The sequence below is a fragment of the Pseudomonas sp. genome, from assembly GCF_037994325.1.
Classification (GTDB): domain Bacteria; phylum Pseudomonadota; class Gammaproteobacteria; order Pseudomonadales; family Pseudomonadaceae; genus Aquipseudomonas.
Map to the genome: position 1 here is coordinate 1 of NZ_JBBNAH010000172.1, position 18,277 is coordinate 18,277.

18 protein-coding genes are annotated in these 18,277 nt (G+C 61.0%); 12 read left to right on the top strand and 6 right to left on the bottom strand.

Annotation, left to right across the window (positions count from 1 at the left end; genetic code table 11):
* Positions 1-72 precede the first annotated feature (72 nt).
* From AAAB16_RS05855 to AAAB16_RS05890, 8 genes are all read left to right on the top strand, one after another.
* Positions 73-1,224 (top strand): TIGR03364 family FAD-dependent oxidoreductase, encoded by a 1,152-nt coding sequence (locus AAAB16_RS05855; RefSeq protein WP_340662495.1) that lies wholly within the window; start codon positions 73-75, stop codon positions 1,222-1,224.
* A complete protein-coding gene (locus AAAB16_RS05860; RefSeq protein ID WP_340662496.1) occupies positions 1,209-1,775 on the top strand; it encodes an HD domain-containing protein in 567 nt (188 codons plus the stop codon). Before AAAB16_RS05855 ends, AAAB16_RS05860 begins: the two co-directional genes overlap by 16 nt.
* A gap of 148 nt (positions 1,776-1,923) precedes the next feature.
* On the top strand, positions 1,924-2,535 hold the full coding sequence (locus AAAB16_RS05865) for a LysE family transporter (RefSeq protein WP_340662497.1): 612 nt from the start codon (positions 1,924-1,926) through the stop codon (positions 2,533-2,535).
* 3 nt (positions 2,536-2,538) lie between these two features.
* On the top strand, positions 2,539-3,309 hold the full coding sequence (locus AAAB16_RS05870) for a helix-turn-helix transcriptional regulator (RefSeq protein ID WP_340662498.1): 771 nt from the start codon (positions 2,539-2,541) through the stop codon (positions 3,307-3,309).
* Between the two features lie 99 nt (positions 3,310-3,408).
* Entirely contained in the window at positions 3,409-3,582 is a 174-nt protein-coding gene (locus tag AAAB16_RS05875; RefSeq protein WP_110618797.1) for a DUF1427 family protein, read from the top strand.
* 35 nt (positions 3,583-3,617) lie between these two features.
* Positions 3,618-4,577, top strand: a complete 960-nt coding sequence (locus AAAB16_RS05880) for a zinc-binding alcohol dehydrogenase family protein (protein WP_340662499.1) — start codon at positions 3,618-3,620, stop codon at positions 4,575-4,577.
* 103 nt (positions 4,578-4,680) lie between these two features.
* The gene (locus AAAB16_RS05885; protein WP_340662500.1) at positions 4,681-5,403 is read left to right on the top strand and encodes a transporter substrate-binding domain-containing protein; all 723 of its coding nucleotides are present in this window, start codon (positions 4,681-4,683) and stop codon (positions 5,401-5,403) included.
* Positions 5,404-5,489: 86 nt separating this feature from the next.
* The gene (locus tag AAAB16_RS05890) at positions 5,490-6,704 is read left to right on the top strand and encodes an MFS transporter (protein WP_340662501.1); all 1,215 of its coding nucleotides are present in this window, start codon (positions 5,490-5,492) and stop codon (positions 6,702-6,704) included.
* A gap of 361 nt (positions 6,705-7,065) precedes the next feature.
* Here the strand turns inward: AAAB16_RS05890 and AAAB16_RS05895 are convergent, their stop codons facing one another.
* Together AAAB16_RS05895 and AAAB16_RS05900 are read right to left on the bottom strand one after the other, a co-directional pair.
* Positions 7,066-7,482: a cupin domain-containing protein gene (locus AAAB16_RS05895; RefSeq protein ID WP_340662502.1), complete on the bottom strand. Its 417-nt coding sequence runs from the start codon at positions 7,480-7,482 to the stop codon at positions 7,066-7,068.
* A gap of 2 nt (positions 7,483-7,484) precedes the next feature.
* Positions 7,485-7,928: a carboxymuconolactone decarboxylase family protein gene (locus AAAB16_RS05900; protein WP_340662503.1), complete on the bottom strand. Its 444-nt coding sequence runs from the start codon at positions 7,926-7,928 to the stop codon at positions 7,485-7,487.
* 115 nt (positions 7,929-8,043) lie between these two features.
* Between AAAB16_RS05900 and AAAB16_RS05905 the strand changes: the two genes are divergently transcribed.
* Positions 8,044-8,958 (top strand): LysR family transcriptional regulator, encoded by a 915-nt coding sequence (locus AAAB16_RS05905; protein ID WP_340662504.1) that lies wholly within the window; start codon positions 8,044-8,046, stop codon positions 8,956-8,958.
* 60 nt (positions 8,959-9,018) lie between these two features.
* On the opposite strand, the gene AAAB16_RS05910 is transcribed toward AAAB16_RS05905, so the two are convergent.
* Complete coding sequence (locus AAAB16_RS05910) at positions 9,019-11,079, bottom strand: HD domain-containing phosphohydrolase (protein WP_340662505.1); 2,061 nt, start codon at positions 11,077-11,079, stop codon at positions 9,019-9,021.
* A gap of 170 nt (positions 11,080-11,249) precedes the next feature.
* Between AAAB16_RS05910 and AAAB16_RS05915 the strand changes: the two genes are divergently transcribed.
* Both AAAB16_RS05915 and AAAB16_RS05920 read left to right on the top strand, forming a co-directional pair.
* The gene (locus AAAB16_RS05915) at positions 11,250-11,720 is read left to right on the top strand and encodes a FecR domain-containing protein (RefSeq protein ID WP_340662506.1); all 471 of its coding nucleotides are present in this window, start codon (positions 11,250-11,252) and stop codon (positions 11,718-11,720) included.
* Positions 11,721-11,727: 7 nt separating this feature from the next.
* Entirely contained in the window at positions 11,728-12,327 is a 600-nt protein-coding gene (locus AAAB16_RS05920) for an OmpA family protein (RefSeq protein ID WP_340662507.1), read from the top strand.
* Between the two features lie 6 nt (positions 12,328-12,333).
* Here AAAB16_RS05920 and AAAB16_RS05925 read toward each other — a convergent pair whose 3' ends face one another.
* From AAAB16_RS05925 to AAAB16_RS05935, 3 genes are all read right to left on the bottom strand, one after another.
* Entirely contained in the window at positions 12,334-14,439 is a 2,106-nt protein-coding gene (locus AAAB16_RS05925; RefSeq protein ID WP_340662508.1) for an adenylate/guanylate cyclase domain-containing protein, read from the bottom strand.
* Positions 14,440-14,445: 6 nt separating this feature from the next.
* The gene (locus AAAB16_RS05930; protein ID WP_340662509.1) at positions 14,446-15,267 is read right to left on the bottom strand and encodes an aldo/keto reductase; all 822 of its coding nucleotides are present in this window, start codon (positions 15,265-15,267) and stop codon (positions 14,446-14,448) included.
* 476 nt (positions 15,268-15,743) lie between these two features.
* Positions 15,744-16,436 carry a class I SAM-dependent methyltransferase gene (locus tag AAAB16_RS05935; RefSeq protein ID WP_340662510.1) on the bottom strand — a complete coding sequence of 231 codons (693 nt, stop codon included), beginning with the start codon at positions 16,434-16,436 and terminating at the stop codon, positions 15,744-15,746.
* A 119-nt stretch (positions 16,437-16,555) separates the two neighbouring features.
* Between AAAB16_RS05935 and AAAB16_RS05940 the strand changes: the two genes are divergently transcribed.
* On the top strand, positions 16,556-18,277 hold a 1,722-nt coding region (locus AAAB16_RS05940), incomplete at its 3' end, for a transglycosylase domain-containing protein (protein WP_340662511.1).

Consider the following 18,277-nt stretch of genomic DNA (forward strand, 5'->3'; position numbering starts at 1 on the left):
CAGTAAGGCCGTAGCAATCGCCCGGCCTTAGCGGCTGGGCATTTTTTCTGCGCACCCGTTTTGGAGTTTTTTATGTCTGAGCACGACTGCGACCTGCTGATCGTCGGCGCCGGTATTCTCGGCCTCGCCCACGCCTGGGCCGGCGCCAAACGCGGCCTTAAGGTCAAGGTATTCGAACGTAGCCACACGCCGCTGGGCGCCTCTATTCGCAACTTCGGCCAGGCGTTGGTGGGTGGGCAAGCGCCGGGCGCCATGCTCAATCTGGCCCGCCAGGCACGTGGCCTATGGGCAGAATTGGGCCAGGGCGCCGGGCTGAAATTGCATCAACAGGGCTCACTGTTATTTGCCCGTACTGAAGTGGAAGAAGCGCTGCTGGAAGCCTTTGTTGCCGGTCGCGGCGCAGAGCTGGGTTATCGCACCGAGCTGCTGCGCGGCGACGCATTGAACGCGCTGTACGACGGCCGCTTTAGCCATCACCGCGCCGCCTTGCATGGCCTCGACGACCAGCAGCTGTACTCGCGCGAAGCGCTGCCGCAGATCGTCGATTACCTGGCCCGCGAACATGGGGTGGAATTCTATTTCTCCACCCTGGTGCGCGACGTGGAAGCTGGCAGCGCCCTGACGGGCGCCGGGCGTTTTAGCGCGGCGCAGATTGTGGTGTGCTCCGGCCACGACTACCAAACCCTGCTGGCCGAACACATGGCCCGCTTGCAGCCGCAGGTGTGCCGCCTGCAAATGTTGCGCGTGCGCCCTTCGCAGCCGTTGGCCCTCAAGCACGCCGTGCTTACCGGCTTAAGCTGCACCCACTACGGCGCCTTTGCCGACCTGCCAGAAGCCGAGGCCATTCGCGCGCAAATCCGCCGCGAGCAGGCCGAACTGGAAACCCTGGGCATTCACCTGCTGATCAGCCCCACGCCTTACGGCGAACTGATCATCGGCGACTCCCACGACTACGGCAGCGATGCCTCGCCGTTCAACGCCGAAAGCACCGACCAGATCATGCTCGACCTGGCCGAGCACACCTTGGGCATAAAGGTTGAAGTGGTCGAGCGCTGGCAAGGCGTGTACGGCGCTCGCGGGCCGGGCCCCTTTAGCGTGACCCGCGCCGCCGATGGCGTGACCGCCGTGCTGATGCACACCGGCTTGGGCATGAGTGTTGGCCTGGGCCTGGGCGAACGCACGGTGGCTGCACTGCTGGGAGAAGGCCCATGGCCAACGGCATAACCGCTCAGCAACGGGTGAGCGAGTTGTTCGCCCTGTGCCAACAACAAGCACAGGCCGACTACATCGGCGAAGCCATCAACCAGCTTGAACATATGGCCCAGGCCGCCGAGTTGGCCGAGAGCGAAGGCGCCGATACAGAGCTGGTGCTGGCGGCCTTTCTGCACGACGTCGGGCACTTTTGCGCGCCGCTGCAGCGCCATAAACGCATGGCAGCAAACGGTCGTCAGGGCCATGAACAGGTCGGCGCACACTGGCTGCGTGGCTTGGGCTTTCCCCAGCGGTTATGTGATCTGGTGGCTAGCCATGTCGACGCCAAACGCTACCTCTGCGCCCGCGAACCTGGCTACTTCGGCGCGCTAAGCCCCGCCAGCCGGCAAACCCTGGTGTGGCAAGGCGGGCCAATGAGCCCACAGCAGGCAGCGCAGTTTGAGCGTGACCCGCTGTTTGCCGACGCCTTGCGCCTGCGGCGTTGGGATGAAGCGGCAAAGGTGGTCGGTAAACCGTTGCCGGATCTAAGCCGCTGGCAACAGATGGCGCAGTCGCTCTTGTAGGGGGTGCTGGGCGCATCGTTAGCGATATCGGGAAAGGGACCTGGTGCGCACAGCGCACCCTACAACAGCGGTTCAGCGCAGCTGTTGCACCTACTCCGTGCTGGCGGCTGCTATTCTGGCCGCCCCCGCCCCTGCTCGGACTTTTTCCATGGCTTTGCATACCTGGCTTGTGTATCTAATCGCGGTTGTCGGCCTGTCGTTGACGCCTGGCCCTAACGGCTTGTTGGCGCTTAGCCATGGTGCGTTGTATGGGCAACGCAAAACGCTATTCACCATCACTGGCGGCATGCTTGGTTTTACTGTGCTGATGGCGTTGTCGATGTTTGGTATTGGCGCGTTGTTGCAGGCCTCGGCCCAGGCGTTGACGGTGTTGAAGTGGGTGGGCGGGGCGTATTTGGTCTGGCTGGGGGTGCAGCTGTGGCGTGCGCCGGCGATCACGTTGAGCGACGAGGGCGTTGCGCCAAGCAAGTCGGGGCAGGCGCTGTTTCGTCAGGGGCTTTTGTCGGCCATTTCCAATCCAAAAGTCATTCTGTTTTTCGGCGCTTTCTTGCCGCAGTTTCTCGATCCGAGTCGGCCGCTGTGGCTGCAGTTTTTGATTATGGTGCTGACCTTTGTGCTGTTTGAGGGGTTTATTGAGTACCTGTTGGCACGCTTGGCCCATCGTATTCGCCCGTGGTTGGAGCGCAGTGGCAAGGGTTTTAATCGCACCTGCGGCAGCGTGTTCGCTTTGATGGGCGCCGCTTTGCCGACCTTGCGTTAAGCCATGGCCCGCGCTGCTCCACCTGATTTACACAGCCCTGGCGCCGCCTTGCGGGTGGTGGCGCGCAGTTATCCGCGCGGCCTGTTTATTGAGCCGCATGCCCATGACTGGGGCCAGTTGCTGTATGCCATGAGCGGCGTTATGTGGGTGGAAACGCCGGGCGAAGCGGTGTTGGTGCCGCCGCTGCGCGCGGTGTGGTTGCCAAGCCAGGTGCCGCATGCGGTGCGGGTGGTGTCGGAGTTGGAGATGCGCAATATCTACCTGCGCCCCGACCAACCCAATAGCCTGCCAAGCACCACGCAAGTGCTGGAGGTGCGGCCGCTGCTGCGTGAGTTGATCCTTGGGTTGGTGGAACAACAAGGCGCCGAAGATAGCGATTACTACCGCAGCCTCAGCACGTTGGCCGTGCTGGAGTTGCAGCGCGCGCAGCATTCGCATCTGCGCGTACCACTGCCCGATGCCAGTGACCGGCGCTTGTTGTCGTTGTGTCAGGCGGTCATCGCGCAGCCGTCCCAGGCGTTTTCCTTTGAGCAACATGCCGCTGCAGCGGGTGCCAGTGTGCGCACCTTGGCGCGCTTGTTTCAGGACAGCCTGGGCATGGGCTTTGCCCAGTGGCGCCGGCAGGTACAGTTGGCCACGGCGGTAGCAGCGTTGATTGAAGGCACAGCGGTGAGCCGGATTGCCACCGACCTGGGTTATCGGCCAAGCAGTTTCAGCGACATGTTCCGCCGCGAGCTAGGGGTGGCGCCGTCGGACTACCTCACCAGCCGTTAGGCAAATCTTGGCCGATAAACAGAAGCCTTTGACCTGAGCACCGTTTCCCCGTCGCTAGACTAAGCCCATTCCCCACCACCTCAGGGACTGGAGCCTGCTATGAACTACCTACTGTCACTCGGCGTCGGCCTGCTGGTTGGCGTCATCTATAACCTGCTGGACGTGCGTTCACCCGCCCCACCCGCCATCGCCTTGGTTGGCTTGCTCGGAATGTTGGCTGGCGAGCAGTTGCTGCCAATGGGGCGCCAGTTTTTTGCCCAGTGGTTGTCTTGAATTTCTCTTCTACTTGTCACGTTTAAGGAGCCGCTATGCACGCGCTGCAATTCACCGTTAAGGGCGACCTCAATTCTCTTCAGTACGTTGAAGTACCCACCCCGACTGCCGCCGCTGGCGAGGTGTTGGTAGAAATACGTGCCGCAGGCCTTAACCCCAGCGACGTTAAAAACGTACTGGGGCGCTTCCCGTACACCAGCGTGCCGCGTATTCCTGGCCGCGACTTTGCTGGCGTGGTGGTCGATGGCCCCAGCCCGTTGCTCGGCCAAGCGGTGTGGGGCACTGGCAAGGGCTTGGGCTTTACCCGTGATGGCAGCCATGCCAGCCATATCGTCTTGCCGGCTGGGGATGTGGCACTAAAGCCGCAGGCGCTGAGTTTTGTTCAAGCCGCCAGCTGCGGCGTGCCGTTTACCACGGCGTGGGATGCGTTAGAACGCAGCTCAGTTAAGGCCGGCACCACCTTGTTGGTGATCGGCGCCAATGGCGCGGTGGGTGATGCCGCGGTCAACCTGGCCAAGGCCCGTGGTGCGCATGTATTGGCGGCGGTGCGGCGGCCTGAGTCGTTGGCCGAGCTTGGCCGACGCGGTGTTGCCGCCATTCTGTTGGGCGACCCCGCCGCCCTGGCGGCCCAGGTGGAGGAGCACTTTAACGGTGGCGCCGAGGTGATCTTTGACACCACCGGTTTCTGGCTGCCGGCCGCCGTGCCCGCGCTGGCGAACTTTGGCCGTATCGCCATTATTGCCGCGCCGGTAGACGGCAATGTGCAGTTGCCGGCATTGGCACTGTACCGCCGGGGCGGCGTGCTGGTGGGGGTTAACTCGCTGCTGTACACGCCGCAGGAGTGCGCGGCGATGCTGGATGGTTTTGGCAGCCTGTTCGATCAGGGCTTACTGCCCCTGCCCGAGCAATTGCGCGAGGTTGCCTTGAGTGAAGGCGTGGCCAGCTACGGCGAGGTCAATAACGGCAGCGGCGATAAATTTATTCTGCTGCCGTGATCGCGGCGACAGCGGCGCAAGCTTGTGGTTAAGATTGGGCGCCCTCGCCCGTTTCCGGCCTTATCGCCAGGCAAACGGGTGAATGACTTAACCCGGTACCGCCATGCGTTTTCTGCCCATCGCTTGTCTGCTGTTCTGCGCCTGCAGCGCTGCGGATGAGCGACCTCTGCGTTTTTCCATTATCGAAAGCTGGGCAATGCCGTTAGTGAAGGTGGAAAACGGGCAGGCCACCAGCGGCATTATTTTCGACCTGCAAACGCGCCTGGCCGAGAAGGTCGGCCGGCGTGCGGAAATGATGGTGCTGCCGCGTAAGCGGGTGCAGCAAATGCTGGTACGCGGCGAGATCGACGTGCGCTGTTACGTCAACCCGAACTGGATGACCGAGTCGCACCACCAGTACATCTGGAGCGTGCCGTTTATGGTGCAGCGCGACATGCTGGTGGCCCGCACCCAAGGCAAAGTAACGCTGGCAAATTTGCATGGCGAGCAAGTGGGCACCGTGCTCGGCTATATCTACCCGCAGCTGCAACCCAAGTTTGACGCCCACGACCTGCAACGCGACGATGCCCGCACCCAAGGCCTGGCACTGCTCAAACTGGAAGCCGGGCGCAACAATTACGCGGTGAGCAACGAGCTGGCGCTGAATTGGTTTAACCGCGACCAAGCTCCCGAACATAAACTGCACCCTCTTGAAGAGCTCTCTTCGGATTTGGCCTCGTGCATTGTTCGCGACGAACCGGATGTGCCGACCATGGCGTTGCTACGTGCCTTGGTGCAGATGAGCAACGACGGCGAATTCGAAAAAATATTATCGCGCTACCGCTAAACCCCTTCGCTGACAGGTTGTCTGTCGCCCTGCCCCGCCGGTGAAATGCTTCACCGTTTTCTGATTTTTGTGTTGAGGCTGTTCCCATGTCTGATGTTTTACCCGCCGATACGGCGCCCTCGCCACTGGCCAAGCGCTTGTCGGCCCACGCCATTTTGCTGATTGAACTGGCGCTGTCGCTCGGCGGTTTTGCCATTGGCACCGGTGAGTTTTCGATTATGGGGTTGATGCCCAACGTCGCCGCCGACCTGGGCATCAGCGAACCGCAAGTGGGCAATGTGATCAGCACCTATGCCCTTGGCGTGGTGGTGGGTGCGCCGCTGTTGGCGATCCTGGGATCACGCATGCTGCGGCGCAATTTGCTGTTGCTGCTGATGGCGATCTTCGCCGTCGGCAACTTCGCCACCGCCTTGGCGCCGGACTACCACACGCTGATGGCGTTCCGCTTTTTCGCCGGCCTGCCCCATGGCGCCTACTTTGGCGTGGCCATGCTGGTGGCCGCCTCAATGGCGCCGCCGCATAAACGGGCGAAGGCCGTCAGTCGAGTATTGATGGGCCTGACCGTGGCCATTTTGGTCGGCAACCCGTTAGCCACCTGGCTGGGGCAAGTGATGAGCTGGCGGTATGCCTTTGCCGTGGTGGGACTGATCGCCCTGAGTACCGTGGCCATGGTCGCCTGGTTTTTGCCGCTGGATAAAACCGAGCCGCGCAACGACCCGATTCAGGAAATGCGCGCCTTTAACCGCCCACAAGTGTGGCTGGCCTTGGCCATCAGCTCGGTGGGTTTTGCCGGCATGTTTTGCGTGTTCAGCTATATGGCGCCAACCCTGCTGCACGTAACTCAGGTGTCCACCGCATGGATTCCCCTGGCGCTGGCCACCTTTGGCCTGGGCACCATTGTCGGCAATATGGCCGGGGGTTGGCTGTTCGATAAATTGCAGTTCAAAGCGGTGGCCTGGCTGTTGGTCTGGAGCGCGTTGGTGCTGGTGCTGTTTCCAGTGGCCGCGTTGTCGCCCTGGACCGTGCTTCCAGCGGTATTTGCGGTGGGCACCATGGTCGCTTTAGGCGCTCCGTTACAAACCCACTTGATGGACGTAGCCCAGGGCGCGCAAACGCTGGCAGCGGCGTCCAACCATGCCGCGTTTAACATCGCCAATGCCCTGGGGCCGTGGTTGGGCGGTATGGCGATTAGTGCGGGGTTGGGTTGGACGTCCACCGGATATATCGGCGCGATTACCGCGATGGCCGGATTGGTGGTGTTTTTTGTGGCGTGGCGGTTTGAGCAAAAACCAACTGCCTAACCCCAACCGTCGTCCCCGCGAAGGCGGGGACCCAGACTCTCAAGACATGCTTCGTTCGCCGCAACATTCTGGATTCCCGCCTTCGCGGGAATGACGGTGGTGGAATAAGTGTCGAGGTTGGGCGAGATAGCGATTAGTGCAAGGTCGGGTTGGACCTGCATCTGCTATATCGGCGCGATTACCGCATTGGCGGGGCTAGTGGTGTTTTGTGTGGCGTGGCGGTTTGAGCAAAAACCAACTGCCTAACCCCTACCGTCGTCCCCGCGAAGGCGGGGACCCAGACTCTCAAGACATGCTTCGTTCGCCGCAACATTCTGGATTCCCGCCTTCGCGGGAATGACGGTGGTGAAGGTAAAAACCCTTACGGCTTCAAGGCTAACGGCTTTACCAACGGCGCCTTACCGTCGGACAACAACCACGCCACCAACACCGCCGGTTGGCGTTTGCTCGGGTTACGCGTCACCCGATGCGCTTGCCCCGGCGCTTCGTACCAGGTATCCCCCGCCTTGTAAGTGTGCACCGGGCCATCGTCCAGCGACGACTCCATCTCACCGGCAACCACCACGACAAACACCGGCCCCGGATGGGTATGCGGCCGTGAGGTCGCACCTGGGGCAAATTCAACCCGCAGGGCCTTGGCATCGGTGCCAACGCTTGCCGGCAGTTGCGCCTGCGCCACCGGGCTTACCGTTTCATCCCCTGCCCCGCCGCCATGGGCGTGGGCCAAACCGCTGAGCAAGGCCAACGCCAGGGCGGCCAGTCGAATAGAGGCGGCCATGGTTAGTGCGCCGGCTGCATGGCGAAACCGACACCAAAGCGGTTCCAGGCGTTAATGGTGGCGATGGCAAAGGTCAGGTCGGCCAGTTCGCGCTCGTTAAAGTGTTCAGCAACTTGGCTGTAAATCGCATCCGGCGCACCGCGTTCGGCCAGCAGCGTCAGGGTTTCGGTCCACAGCAGTGCCGCACGTTCACGTTCGCTAAAGAACGGCGTTTCATGCCATGCCGACAGGGCAAAAATGCGCCGTGGGGTTTCGCCCAACTTGATGGCGTCGGCGGTGTGCATGTCGATGCAGTAAGCGCAGGCATTAAGTTGCGAAGCGCGGATTTTCACCAGCTCATGCAGTGATTTTTCCAGCACCGATTCGCCCATGGCTTTTTCCAAACCCAGCAGGGCTTTGAAGGCGTGGGGGGCGACTTGGGCATAGTTCACACGGGCGTTACTCATGATGGTTTCCTTAAAGTGGCCCGGTTATGTACCGGGGATGGATGTACTTTATTAATCGAGGAAACCTTGATAAACCGACTAAACTCGCAAACATTAGACGACTACCCGGACAATCATGGCCTTGGACCGACTCGATGCGATGCGCGCGTTCTGCCGCATCGTGGAACTGGGCAGCTTTACCCGCGCCGCTGAGGCCTTGGCCACGGCGAAAACCACGCTGTCCGGGCAGATTCAGGCGCTGGAAAGTCAGCTCGGGGTAAAGCTGCTGCACCGCACCACACGCCGGGTGACGGCCACCACCGATGGCGCCGCTTACTACGAACGTGCGCGCACGCTGCTGGAAGACATGGATGAACTGGAAGCCAGCGTTTCCCTGACGCGCACGGTGGCGCGCGGTAAGGTGCGGGTGGATATGCCTTCGCCTGTCGGGCGTTTTTTGCTGATTCCGGCGTTGCCGACGTTTGTCAGCCAGTACCCGGATATCCAGCTTGATCTGGGCTGCAGCGAACGGGTGGTGGACTTGGTGCAGGAAGGCATCGACTGCGCGATTCGCGGCGGTGTGGTGACCGACCCCGATTTGGTCTGCCGGCCCATTGGCCAGATGCGGTTTGTGTTGTGTGCTGCACCCGGCTATCTCAACGACCAGCCAGCAGTAAACAGCCCTGAAGACTTGGCCCAGTTGCGCTTTCTGGCCTTTGTATTTCCCGCCAGCGGCCGGCAGAACCCCGTGCGGCTGAGCCGTGGCGACGACAGCGTGCTGATCGAACAAACCCCAGCCATGCGCTTTAACAGCGGCGGTGCCTACATCGCGGCGGCGCAGGCGGGACTGGGGTTTGTCGCCGTGCCGCTGTGCGAAGCACAACCGTTATTACACAGCGGCGAGCTAGTGCAGTTGCTACCCGACTGGAGCTTGGCCAGCATGCCCATGAGCTTGGTGTATCCCTATGCTCGACGGCAGTCGGCGCGGGTGCGGGCGTTTACCGAATGGGCTAGCGAGACGATGGCCAATGATCCATTGTGGCGCGCCTAGGGTGCGCTATGCACACCACGGCGAACAGGGGCAAATCGCTTGGTGCGCGCAGCACTCGACCTACAGAAACGCCTGCACATCCACGTCATCAATCTGTTCGGGCTGCAGGTGGCGCCTGCCGTAGTCCATATGCATGCCCGATTGCAGGAATAGGGCAAACAGGTCGGCGTCGATATGGCCTTTGTCGCGTAGGTTGGCGAGGATGCGCACCGATTCGGACAGGGTCTTGGCTTTTTTATAGGGCCGGTCAGAGGCAGTTAGCGCTTCAAAGACGTCGGCAATGGCCATGATCCGCGCCGGAATCGACAATTTGTCTTTGTCCAACTGACGCGGGTAGCCCGTGCCCAGCAGGGTTTCATGGTGGGTGCCGGCGTATTCGGGTACGCGCTTGAGGTTGGACGGCAGCGGCAGGTTCTCCAGCATCATGATGGTCTGGATGATGTGTTCGTTGATTTTGTAGCGTTCCTCAGCGGTCAAGGTGCCGCGGCTGACGCTGAGGTTGTAGAGCTCGCCGTAGTTGTACAGGTGCTCGGGCACCTCGATCTTGAAGCCGTACTTGGGGTCGTATTCGCGGCTGGCGGTGCGCGGGAAGATATGTTGCGGCTTGTCGGCCAGCAGGCTTTCCAGCGCGGGCAACTCAGCCACGGGTAAATGATTCACGCGGTGCAGCTCGCCTTCGGACAAGCCCAGGCGATCATCGAAATGGCGCAACCACGCGCGCTGACCGATCTGTTGCACTCGCTCGATACGCTCGGGCGCCATCAGCTCGCTGCCGATATTGCACTCGGCCACATAAGCGAACTCTTCCTGCAGTTGCTCGGCTACGCGTTGGTACTCGGCGCGTGCGCGGCTTTCGTCAGCGCCGTCAGCGATGGCTTGCAGGCACGCGATGTGCGCATCGCGCAGCAGCACTTCAAAGCGCAGACGCACTTCATGGATGCGGTTGTAGATGGTTTCCAACTTGGTGGCTTTGTCGACCACATGTTCGGGTGTGGTGATCTTGCCGCAGTCGTGCAGCCAGGCGCCGATACGGAACTCGCGCCACTCATCTGCCGAGTTAAAACTAAAGTCGGCCAGCGGCCCTTCGCTGACCTTGCACGCCTCTTCGGCAAGCATTAATGCCAGCTCCGGCACGCGTTCGCAGTGGGCGCCGGTGTAGGCGCTCTTGGCGTCGATGGCGCCGGCAAGAATTTCGATCATGGCGTCGATCAGCGCTTTCTGTGCGTCGATCAGGTTGTGGTTATCCAGGGCAATCGCCGCTTGCGAGGCCAGAGCGCTGACATACGAAAGCACCTGCGGCGAGAAGGCCACCACCTCACCGGTCAGCGGGTCGAGGGCGTTCATAAATTGCAGCACGCCAATCACTTCACCCTGGCGCGGCGCCAAGGGCACGCTAAGCATAGACACGGTGCGGTAACCCGACTCGGCATCGAAGTGGCGAGTGCCGCTGAGGTCAAAACGGGTTTCGCTGTACACGTCGTCGATCACCACGGCTTTGTTGTGCAGCGCGGTGTAGGTCGACACATGGCGTTCGTTGGGCAGCCCGTTGACCGGGTCGTGCAAAGCAATTTCGCTGGCCGGTAGCTCGTCATCCATCGAGCGCAGGGCAAAGCGCAGGGTGTTGTGCTCGGTCTTCAAGTACATGGTGGCGGCTTGCGCGTTACAGATCAGCTTGCCTTGCATCAGAATGTGGCGCAGCAAGGCTTGGTGGTCACGCTCGGACGACAGCAACAACCCGTTCTCTACCAGGCTGGCGAGTTTGAGTTGGGTTTCTTGCAAGGTTTGCGTCTGCACTTGCAGCGCCGATTTCATGCTCGAATGGCTACGGTTGAGGCTATCAACTTCGTAAAACATCGAGGCCTGCGGCTGCGCGCCGGAGAAATCCAGGTCGCGAATCAACCGGGTGTCTTCGGCCAGACTCTCGATAGTGCGGTTGATACTGTCCATGCCACTGAGGGCCAACGGCATAGTGGCTAATAACACAGCCACAGACAGCCCCAGCACCAGCATCGGCGAGTAGCCCAATGTCAGGGCAATAGCGGGCAATAACTGCAGCAGAAAAAATGCGGCGAGAACAATTGACCAGTTCTTGAAACGGAACTTGAAAAATACTGTGTTCATCTGCAACCCGTAATAGAAATTCCTTTTGCCTGACTGGCAAAAACCGTTGATCGCAGCTTTTATAGAGAGCGTCAATAAAAGTAGCGTCAATCTGACATCACGTACATGATGCGGTTCTACCCGGTTTACGCAAGGTTCATCCAGGAAATCGGACATCCAGGGAGACTAGTATGTTTACAACTAGAAAAGCCACTCAATGGCTATTCACACTGCTCATAGCACTACCCCTCTCCATCTCGACATTCGCCGCCGAACAAACGCCCGGCAAAGCCATCGGCTATGTGATGAAAACCGAAGGCGACGCCTCGGTAATTACCGCCGGCAGCGCGCAACCGGCCACCGTTGGCACACCTGTATTCGTTAATAGCTCGATCAAAACCGGCGCCAACGGCTCATTGGGCGTGACGCTGGAAGACAACACGGTGATGTCCTTCGGCCCCAACAGCCAGTTGAGTTTCGACGCTTTTGTGTATGAGCCGTCGGAGCAAAACCTCAAGCTCAGCGCGAAAATTACCCACGGCACCCTTAACTACATTTCCGGGGTTATTGCCAAGCTCAAACCCGAAGCCGTGGAAATCAATACCCCCACCGGCACCATCGGGGTACGCGGCACGCACTTCCTGGTAAAAGTCGACGGTTGAGTTGGCCATGCCTTTTACCTTTATTCGTGGGCTGATTCTCTTGTTCGCCGCCCTGTGCGCCACCGGCTGCGCCTCGTCGAAATCCTACGTGGTGCTGATGGAAAGCCCGGACGGCAGCACCGGCGCCATCGTTGTGCAAACCGCTAACGGCACCACGCGCGTGGATAAAAAACACGATGCCGTGGCCCTCGACGGCAAAAGCGCAAAGACCTTTGCCGTTGAACAGCCGCGCATTGATCAAGACTTTTCCGCCGCGCTAAAAGCTCAGCCCGCACTGCCCAAATCCTTTCTGCTGTACTTTGAAACCGGCACTGCCAACCTCACACCCGCCTCCAAGGCGGATATCCAGAACGTGCTCACCACCTTGCGCGAGCGCGGGCCTTCTGCCGTTTCGGTGATCGGCCATACCGACACCGAGGGCAAGGCCACCTGGAATGAGCAGATCGGCCTCAAGCGCGCCAAGGCAATTGCCGAGTTGCTCAAGAAGGAAGGCATTCAGGTGATCGAGCTGGTGGTGACCTCCCATGGCGAGAGCAACCTGCTGGTGAAAACGGCGGACGACACGCCAGAACCGCGTAATAGGCGGGTGGAAATTATCGTCCGCTAAGGGCGGCTACTTACGGGTCATGACAAACGCATCGCCTTGTTCACCCGCTTGCAATCGCAGCAAATGAAAACGCACCAAGCCATCGTCCGGCCGCTGCTCATGCAGTTCGCTAAACGCCGCCAATGCCCCTGCATCCCCGGCCATCAGCAATAAATACGCGGCGTCATAGGCATAGTCCGGCGCGTCGAGCGGCTCGAACACTTCTGTCGCGGCCGCTTTGCCCTTCAACTGCACCTTGCCAACCCCACGCATTGGTACCTGCGGATTGGCGCGAGCAATAGCGGCAGACACACACAAGCGCGTGCCCAGGTACTGGTTAAGGCTCTCCAGCCGCGAGGTGGTATTCACCGGATCGCCAAGGGCGCGGTAGTCAAAAATGGTCGAGCCGCCGAAGTTGCCCACCACCACTTCACCACTGTGCACACCGATGCGGGTTTGCCCAAACTTCACGCCCTGCACCAGCAACTGCGCCACATAACCTTGGGCAAAGCGATCAATTTCCAACGCGCAACTCAGGGCGCGCTGGGCGTGGTCGGCTTGCGGCAAAGGCGCGGAAAACATAATGGCCACGGCGTCGCCGACAATACGATCAAGCGTGCCATCGTGGCTAAAGGCAATGGCGATTACGTGTTCCAGGTAATCGTTAAGCAGCGTGACCACTGCCTCGGGGCTTTGCCGCTCCATCATTTCGGTAAAGCCGGTGAGGTCGGTAAACACAAAGCTGCACACCTGGCGCTGGCCACCGAGGGTTAACTGTCCAGGGTTATCGACCAGATGCTTGACCAGGTTGGGCGAGACATAACGGGAAAACGCCTCGCGCACCCAGCGCTGCTCACGCTCGCTAGCCACATGATGGCTGATGCTCGCCACGCTGTAGATCAGCGCCAAGCCCAAGCCTGGCGTGAACAGGTCGAGCAGCAAACGCTGCTCGCTAAAGGCGTACCACCCCACGCCATTGAGCGCGGCGATCAGCAATAACGTCAGCCCGGCGGCGAACAGCGCCGGCAGGCGCAGCGCCAACACGCACGCCAACACACCACCAAACAGCAACGCCAACACTTCCACAGCGCGCGCCCAACCTGGGCGCTGCAAATACTCGCCGCTGAGCGCCTGTTCCAAGGCCTGCGCATGCACCTCAACGCCAGGAATAATGCCCCCCAGCGGACTAAAGCGCAGGTCTTGCAGGCCTTGGGCAGAGGTGCCGATCAAGGCGATGCTGCCCTGCAATCCTGCCGGTGCTTGCCCGGCCAACACCTGCCACGCCGCAATGCTGCGCGCAGCCTGCGGGGCGGTGAAATGCACCCAGAACTCGCCACGGTTGTTGGTGGGGATGTGCACGCGGCCGATATCGATCTGCTCGACGCCCGCCTCGCCCGTGTGCACGCGGTACAACGGCGCGCGCTGGGCAACGCGCAACGCCTCGGCCACCAACGATGGCCGCGCTTGATCACCCAGCGCCAGCAACAGCGGCACCTTGCGCACCACACCGTCGGTGTCGGGTTCGAAGGTTAGCGCGCCGCTGCCAGCTGCCGCCTGTTCCAGGATCGGCAAGGCTTTCACCACGCCCGCGTACTGCGGTAGAAACGGCAGCGGTGAAGGTGCCGGCGCGACCAAGCCGTAACGACTCAAGGGCAAGCCATTGCCGCCCGCCCGGCGCTCGGTGGCAAAGCCCAGTACCACGTTACTGCGGGCCAGCGCTGTGGCCAGTTGGCTATCGTGGTCGGGCAAGGCTTGCAGTTGGCTTAACAGGGCGTCATCCAACACGCCCTGTTCCTGTAAAAACAGCGCCGGTGAGGTGCGATCCGGCTCGGCAAACAGCACGTCGAACACAATTGCCGCCGTACCCGCCTCACGCAATTTATCCACTAACTCCGCTACCCGCGTGCGCGGCCACGGCCACTGGCCCAGCCGCGCCAGGCTGGCTTCGTCGAGGTCGATAATGCGCACCGGCGCCTCAGCGTATTGGCGTGGCTGCCAGCGCTGAAATTGATCGAATACGGCGTTGTGCAGCTTTTCCACCGGCAATGGCGCAAGCGCCAACAGCCCTAGGCAAAACAATAAGGCCAAGCCACAGCTGAGCAGGCTCGACGCACCCCCACGGCGTTTGTGCATAGTGGGCTACACCATGGCCAACGGACTTTTGCGCGTGGGCGGCGGAAATACGCCATCAAGCAAGCGCAGGTCGGCGGCATCCAAGTTGAGCTCCAGAGCGGCGGCGTTGGCACGCACATGGGCTGGCGTAACGGCTTTGGGGATGGCAATGACGCCGCCTTGCTGCACCAGCCAGGCCAGGGCGACCTGTGCCGGGGTAACGTCACGGCGCTCGGCGATTTGCCGCAGGGTGACGTCTTGCAGCAAGCGTCCGCCCTGCCCCACCGGGCAGTAGGCCATTAAGGGCATGGCCTGTTGTTGGCACCAGGGCAGCAGATCAAACTCCACGCCGCGCTGTTCCAGGCTGTAGAGCACTTGGTTGGTGGCGCAGGCGCGGTTGTTCAGTTCGTGCATATCGTCGAGGTCGAAGTTGGATACGCCCCAGCGGCGGATTTTGCCTTGTTCGCGCAGGCGCTCGAAGGCGTCGACGGTTTCTTCCAGCGGGTGTTGGCCGCGCCAGTGCAGCAGGTAGAGGTCGATGGTGTCGGTGCGGAGGCGGCGCAGGCTGCGTTCGCACGCTTCGATGGTGCCGTGGCGGCTGGCGTTGTGGGGGTAGAGTTTGCTGACGAGGTAGGCTTGGTCGCGGATACCTTGCAGGGCGTCGCCGACGACTTGCTCGGCGCCGCCTTCGCCGTACATTTCGGCGGTGTCGATAAGGGTCATGCCGAGGTCGATGCCTAGGCGTAGGGCGTTGACTTCGGTTTGGTGTTCGCTGGGGCGTTCGCCCATGCGCCAGGTGCCTTGGCCGATGGCGGGGAGGGTTTGATTGGCTAGTTGGACGGTGTGCATTGTGGCTTCCTTTGCGTAGGTATTAGCTGCCTACACAATGCTTTTGTAGGGTGTGCCGGTCCGCGCACGGTGTGCGCACCAGCTTTTGGTTTTTCTTCGTTACCGCGTTGGCTCAGAGTTTTGTTTCGCGCCTTACGCGCGAGTTTCTTTTTTCAGTCGCCAAAAAAGAAACCAAAAAGGCTTGCCCCTACCTTGGCCTTGCGCTGCGCTTCAGGTTCCCTCGCTCCGTCGTTGCTCCGGGGGTCGGCGTGCAGGGCCATCCTTGGCCCCACGCCTTTCGCGGCTCCTGCCGCTCAACCCCCTGCACAACGACTCCACTCGGCCTGCGATAAACGGGGCGGGTGGATCACAAGCAAGATCTAGATCAAAAGCACATCAAAAGCTCGACGCGCTGCTCTCGTAGGGTGTGCTGTGCGCACCAAGCGATTTAATGGTGAACACCATGGTTCCCCATACCGAGCGCGGATCGGCACACCTTATGAAGAAATTTGCGGTTTTGCGGGTTTCAGTAGTAGCAGCAGTGACACCGGTTGTTCACTTTCTGGGTGTAGCGGTTCTTGTAGCCATTGCAGGCGCCAGTCGGTTTCGGCCAGTAGGGTTAGCCAGCTTTCGAGGGTGCGGAAGAACCAGGGCATGGGTTCGGCGAAGCCTTCGCCAAAGCCTTCGAAGTGTTCTACGCGCCAGCCGTCTTGGTATTGCCCTTCGCCTCGGGAGCTCCAGGGGTGGATGGTTTGGATCAGCAGTACGCCACCAGGCGCGAGCAGTTGGTGCAGGGCGTTGAGTACCGGGGCCAGGGGTTCGTCGAGTAGGGCGAAGTTGCACACCAGTACGTCGAATTTGCCCAGTAGCGGTGCTTGTGCTTCCAGTTCGGCGTAGCCGCACACGCGGTATTGGCCGGTGCAGATGGCGCGAGCGGTTTCGATCAGGGGCACGGAGGCGTCCACGCCAACCGCTTCAATGCCGTGGGCCATCAGGCCGCGGCATAACCAACCTTCGCCGCAGCCGATGTCCAGTACGCGTTTGGGTTCGCAGGCGAGGATGGCGCGCAAGATGGCGGCGTCGGTAACCAGGCGGCGGCTTTCGATGCGTTGTTCGCGCACGGCGGCGGTCCAGGCGTCGGCGTTGGCTTGCCAGCTAAAGTTGAGCTGTTCTCGGTGGTCGCGCTGCATGTTTGCACTCGCAGAAGAGAGAAAATTTTCGCCTGGGAACGTTAACCGCATTTTGCCGCCGACAACAGCGTCTACGCTTTAACCTATGCAGAGCAACGCACAGCCAGGGCCACGTTGATATGGGCGCACTATGGCATTCGACCGTAAACCAGGCTGAGCAGTCGTTGCCCGGCCTTGCAGCCTCCCCTTCGCCGTCGTCGCAACAACCCCCTCCTCGCTCCCCTTGGCGCCGCGCCTTAAAGCGTACTTTTTGGCTCACCGTGTTGTTGGTGTTGGCCGCCGTCGGCTGGGTGTTGCATAAGGAAATCACCACCGCCGGCTACCAGTCGCGTTACCTCAGCCGCTATGCCGCCACCTTGGGTTATGCACTGCACGACGGCCCCAGCACGGCCATCCACTACCCTGAAGACGGTCCTTTTGATAAGCGCTTGGGCTATGCCTACTTGCCGCAGATGCTGGAACGCCTGCAACAGCGCGATTACTTGATCCAGCAGCAAACCCGCTTCTCGCCGGCGTTGATGGAGTACAGCCGTCACGGTCTGTTTATTCCTTACCCGGAAAAGCAGCGGAGTGGCCTGGCTATCGCCGATTGCCGGGGGTTGCCGCTGTATGGCGCGAGCTTTCCGCAGCAGTTGTACGCCAGCTTTAGCGAGATTCCGCCGTTGGTGGTCAACAGCCTGCTGTTTATCGAAAACCGCGACCTGCTTGATAGCACGCAGCCGTTAAGCAACCCGGCCGTGGACTGGCCACGCTTTGCCATGGCGGCGGTGACCCAAATCGGCAAGAAGCTTGATGTGCAAGGTCAATCGGCCGGCGGCAGCACCCTGGCGACGCAGTTGGAAAAGTACCGCCATTCCCCCGACGGCCTAACGCTTTCGGCCACCGACAAACTCAAACAAATGGCCTCGGCCAGCGTGCGCGCTTATCAGGGCGGGCCGCAAACCCTGCCGGCACGGCAGAATATTGTCCGCGACTACCTCAATAGCGTGCCGCTGTCGGCAGCACCGGGTTATGGCGAAGTACATGGCATGGCCGATGGTTTGCGCGTTTGGTATGGCGCCGACTTTGCCCAGGTGAACCAGGTGCTGGCGCGCCCGGATGCTGACTTGGCCCAGCGCGGCTTGGCCCTGCGCCAGGTGTTGTCGCTGATGATCGCCCAGCGCCGGCCTTCGTATTACCTGGCCCAGGGTCATAGCCAATTGGCCAACCTGACCGACAGCCATATCCGCCTACTGGCCAGCGGCGGCGTGATTGACCCAGCTTTGCGCGATGCAGCGTTGGCCAGCAAAGCCAGCTGGCGCGACCTGGCGGCACAGCCTGGCGTGCAGCCAGTGGAAAGTAACAAAGGCATCAGCGTCGCCCGTAGCCGCTTGTCCAACCTGCTGAACAAACCGTTGTACGACCTCGACCGCCTCGACCTCTCGGCCACCACCACCCTTAACGGCGAGCTGCAAAAAGCCGCCAGCGACTACCTGCAACGCCTGGCCGACCCCGCCTTTGCCGGAGAAACCGGTCTGCTCGGCGACCACCTGCTGACCGCGCAAACCACGCAAGAGGTGCGCTACAGCTTTACCCTGTTCGAGCGCACCGCCGATGGCTCGCGGGTACGGGTGCAAACCGACAGCACCGACCAACCCTTCGATATCAACGAAGGCAGCAAGCTGGAGTTGGGCTCCACCGCCAAACTACGGGTGCTGACCACTTACCTGGAAATCATCGACGAACTACATAAGCGCTTTGTCGGCCAAACGCCGGCGCAATTGCGCAAGGTCGAGGTACCTGAGCAAGACCGTCTGACCCAATGGGCCATCGACTACCTGGCCAGCGGCAGCGACCCCAGC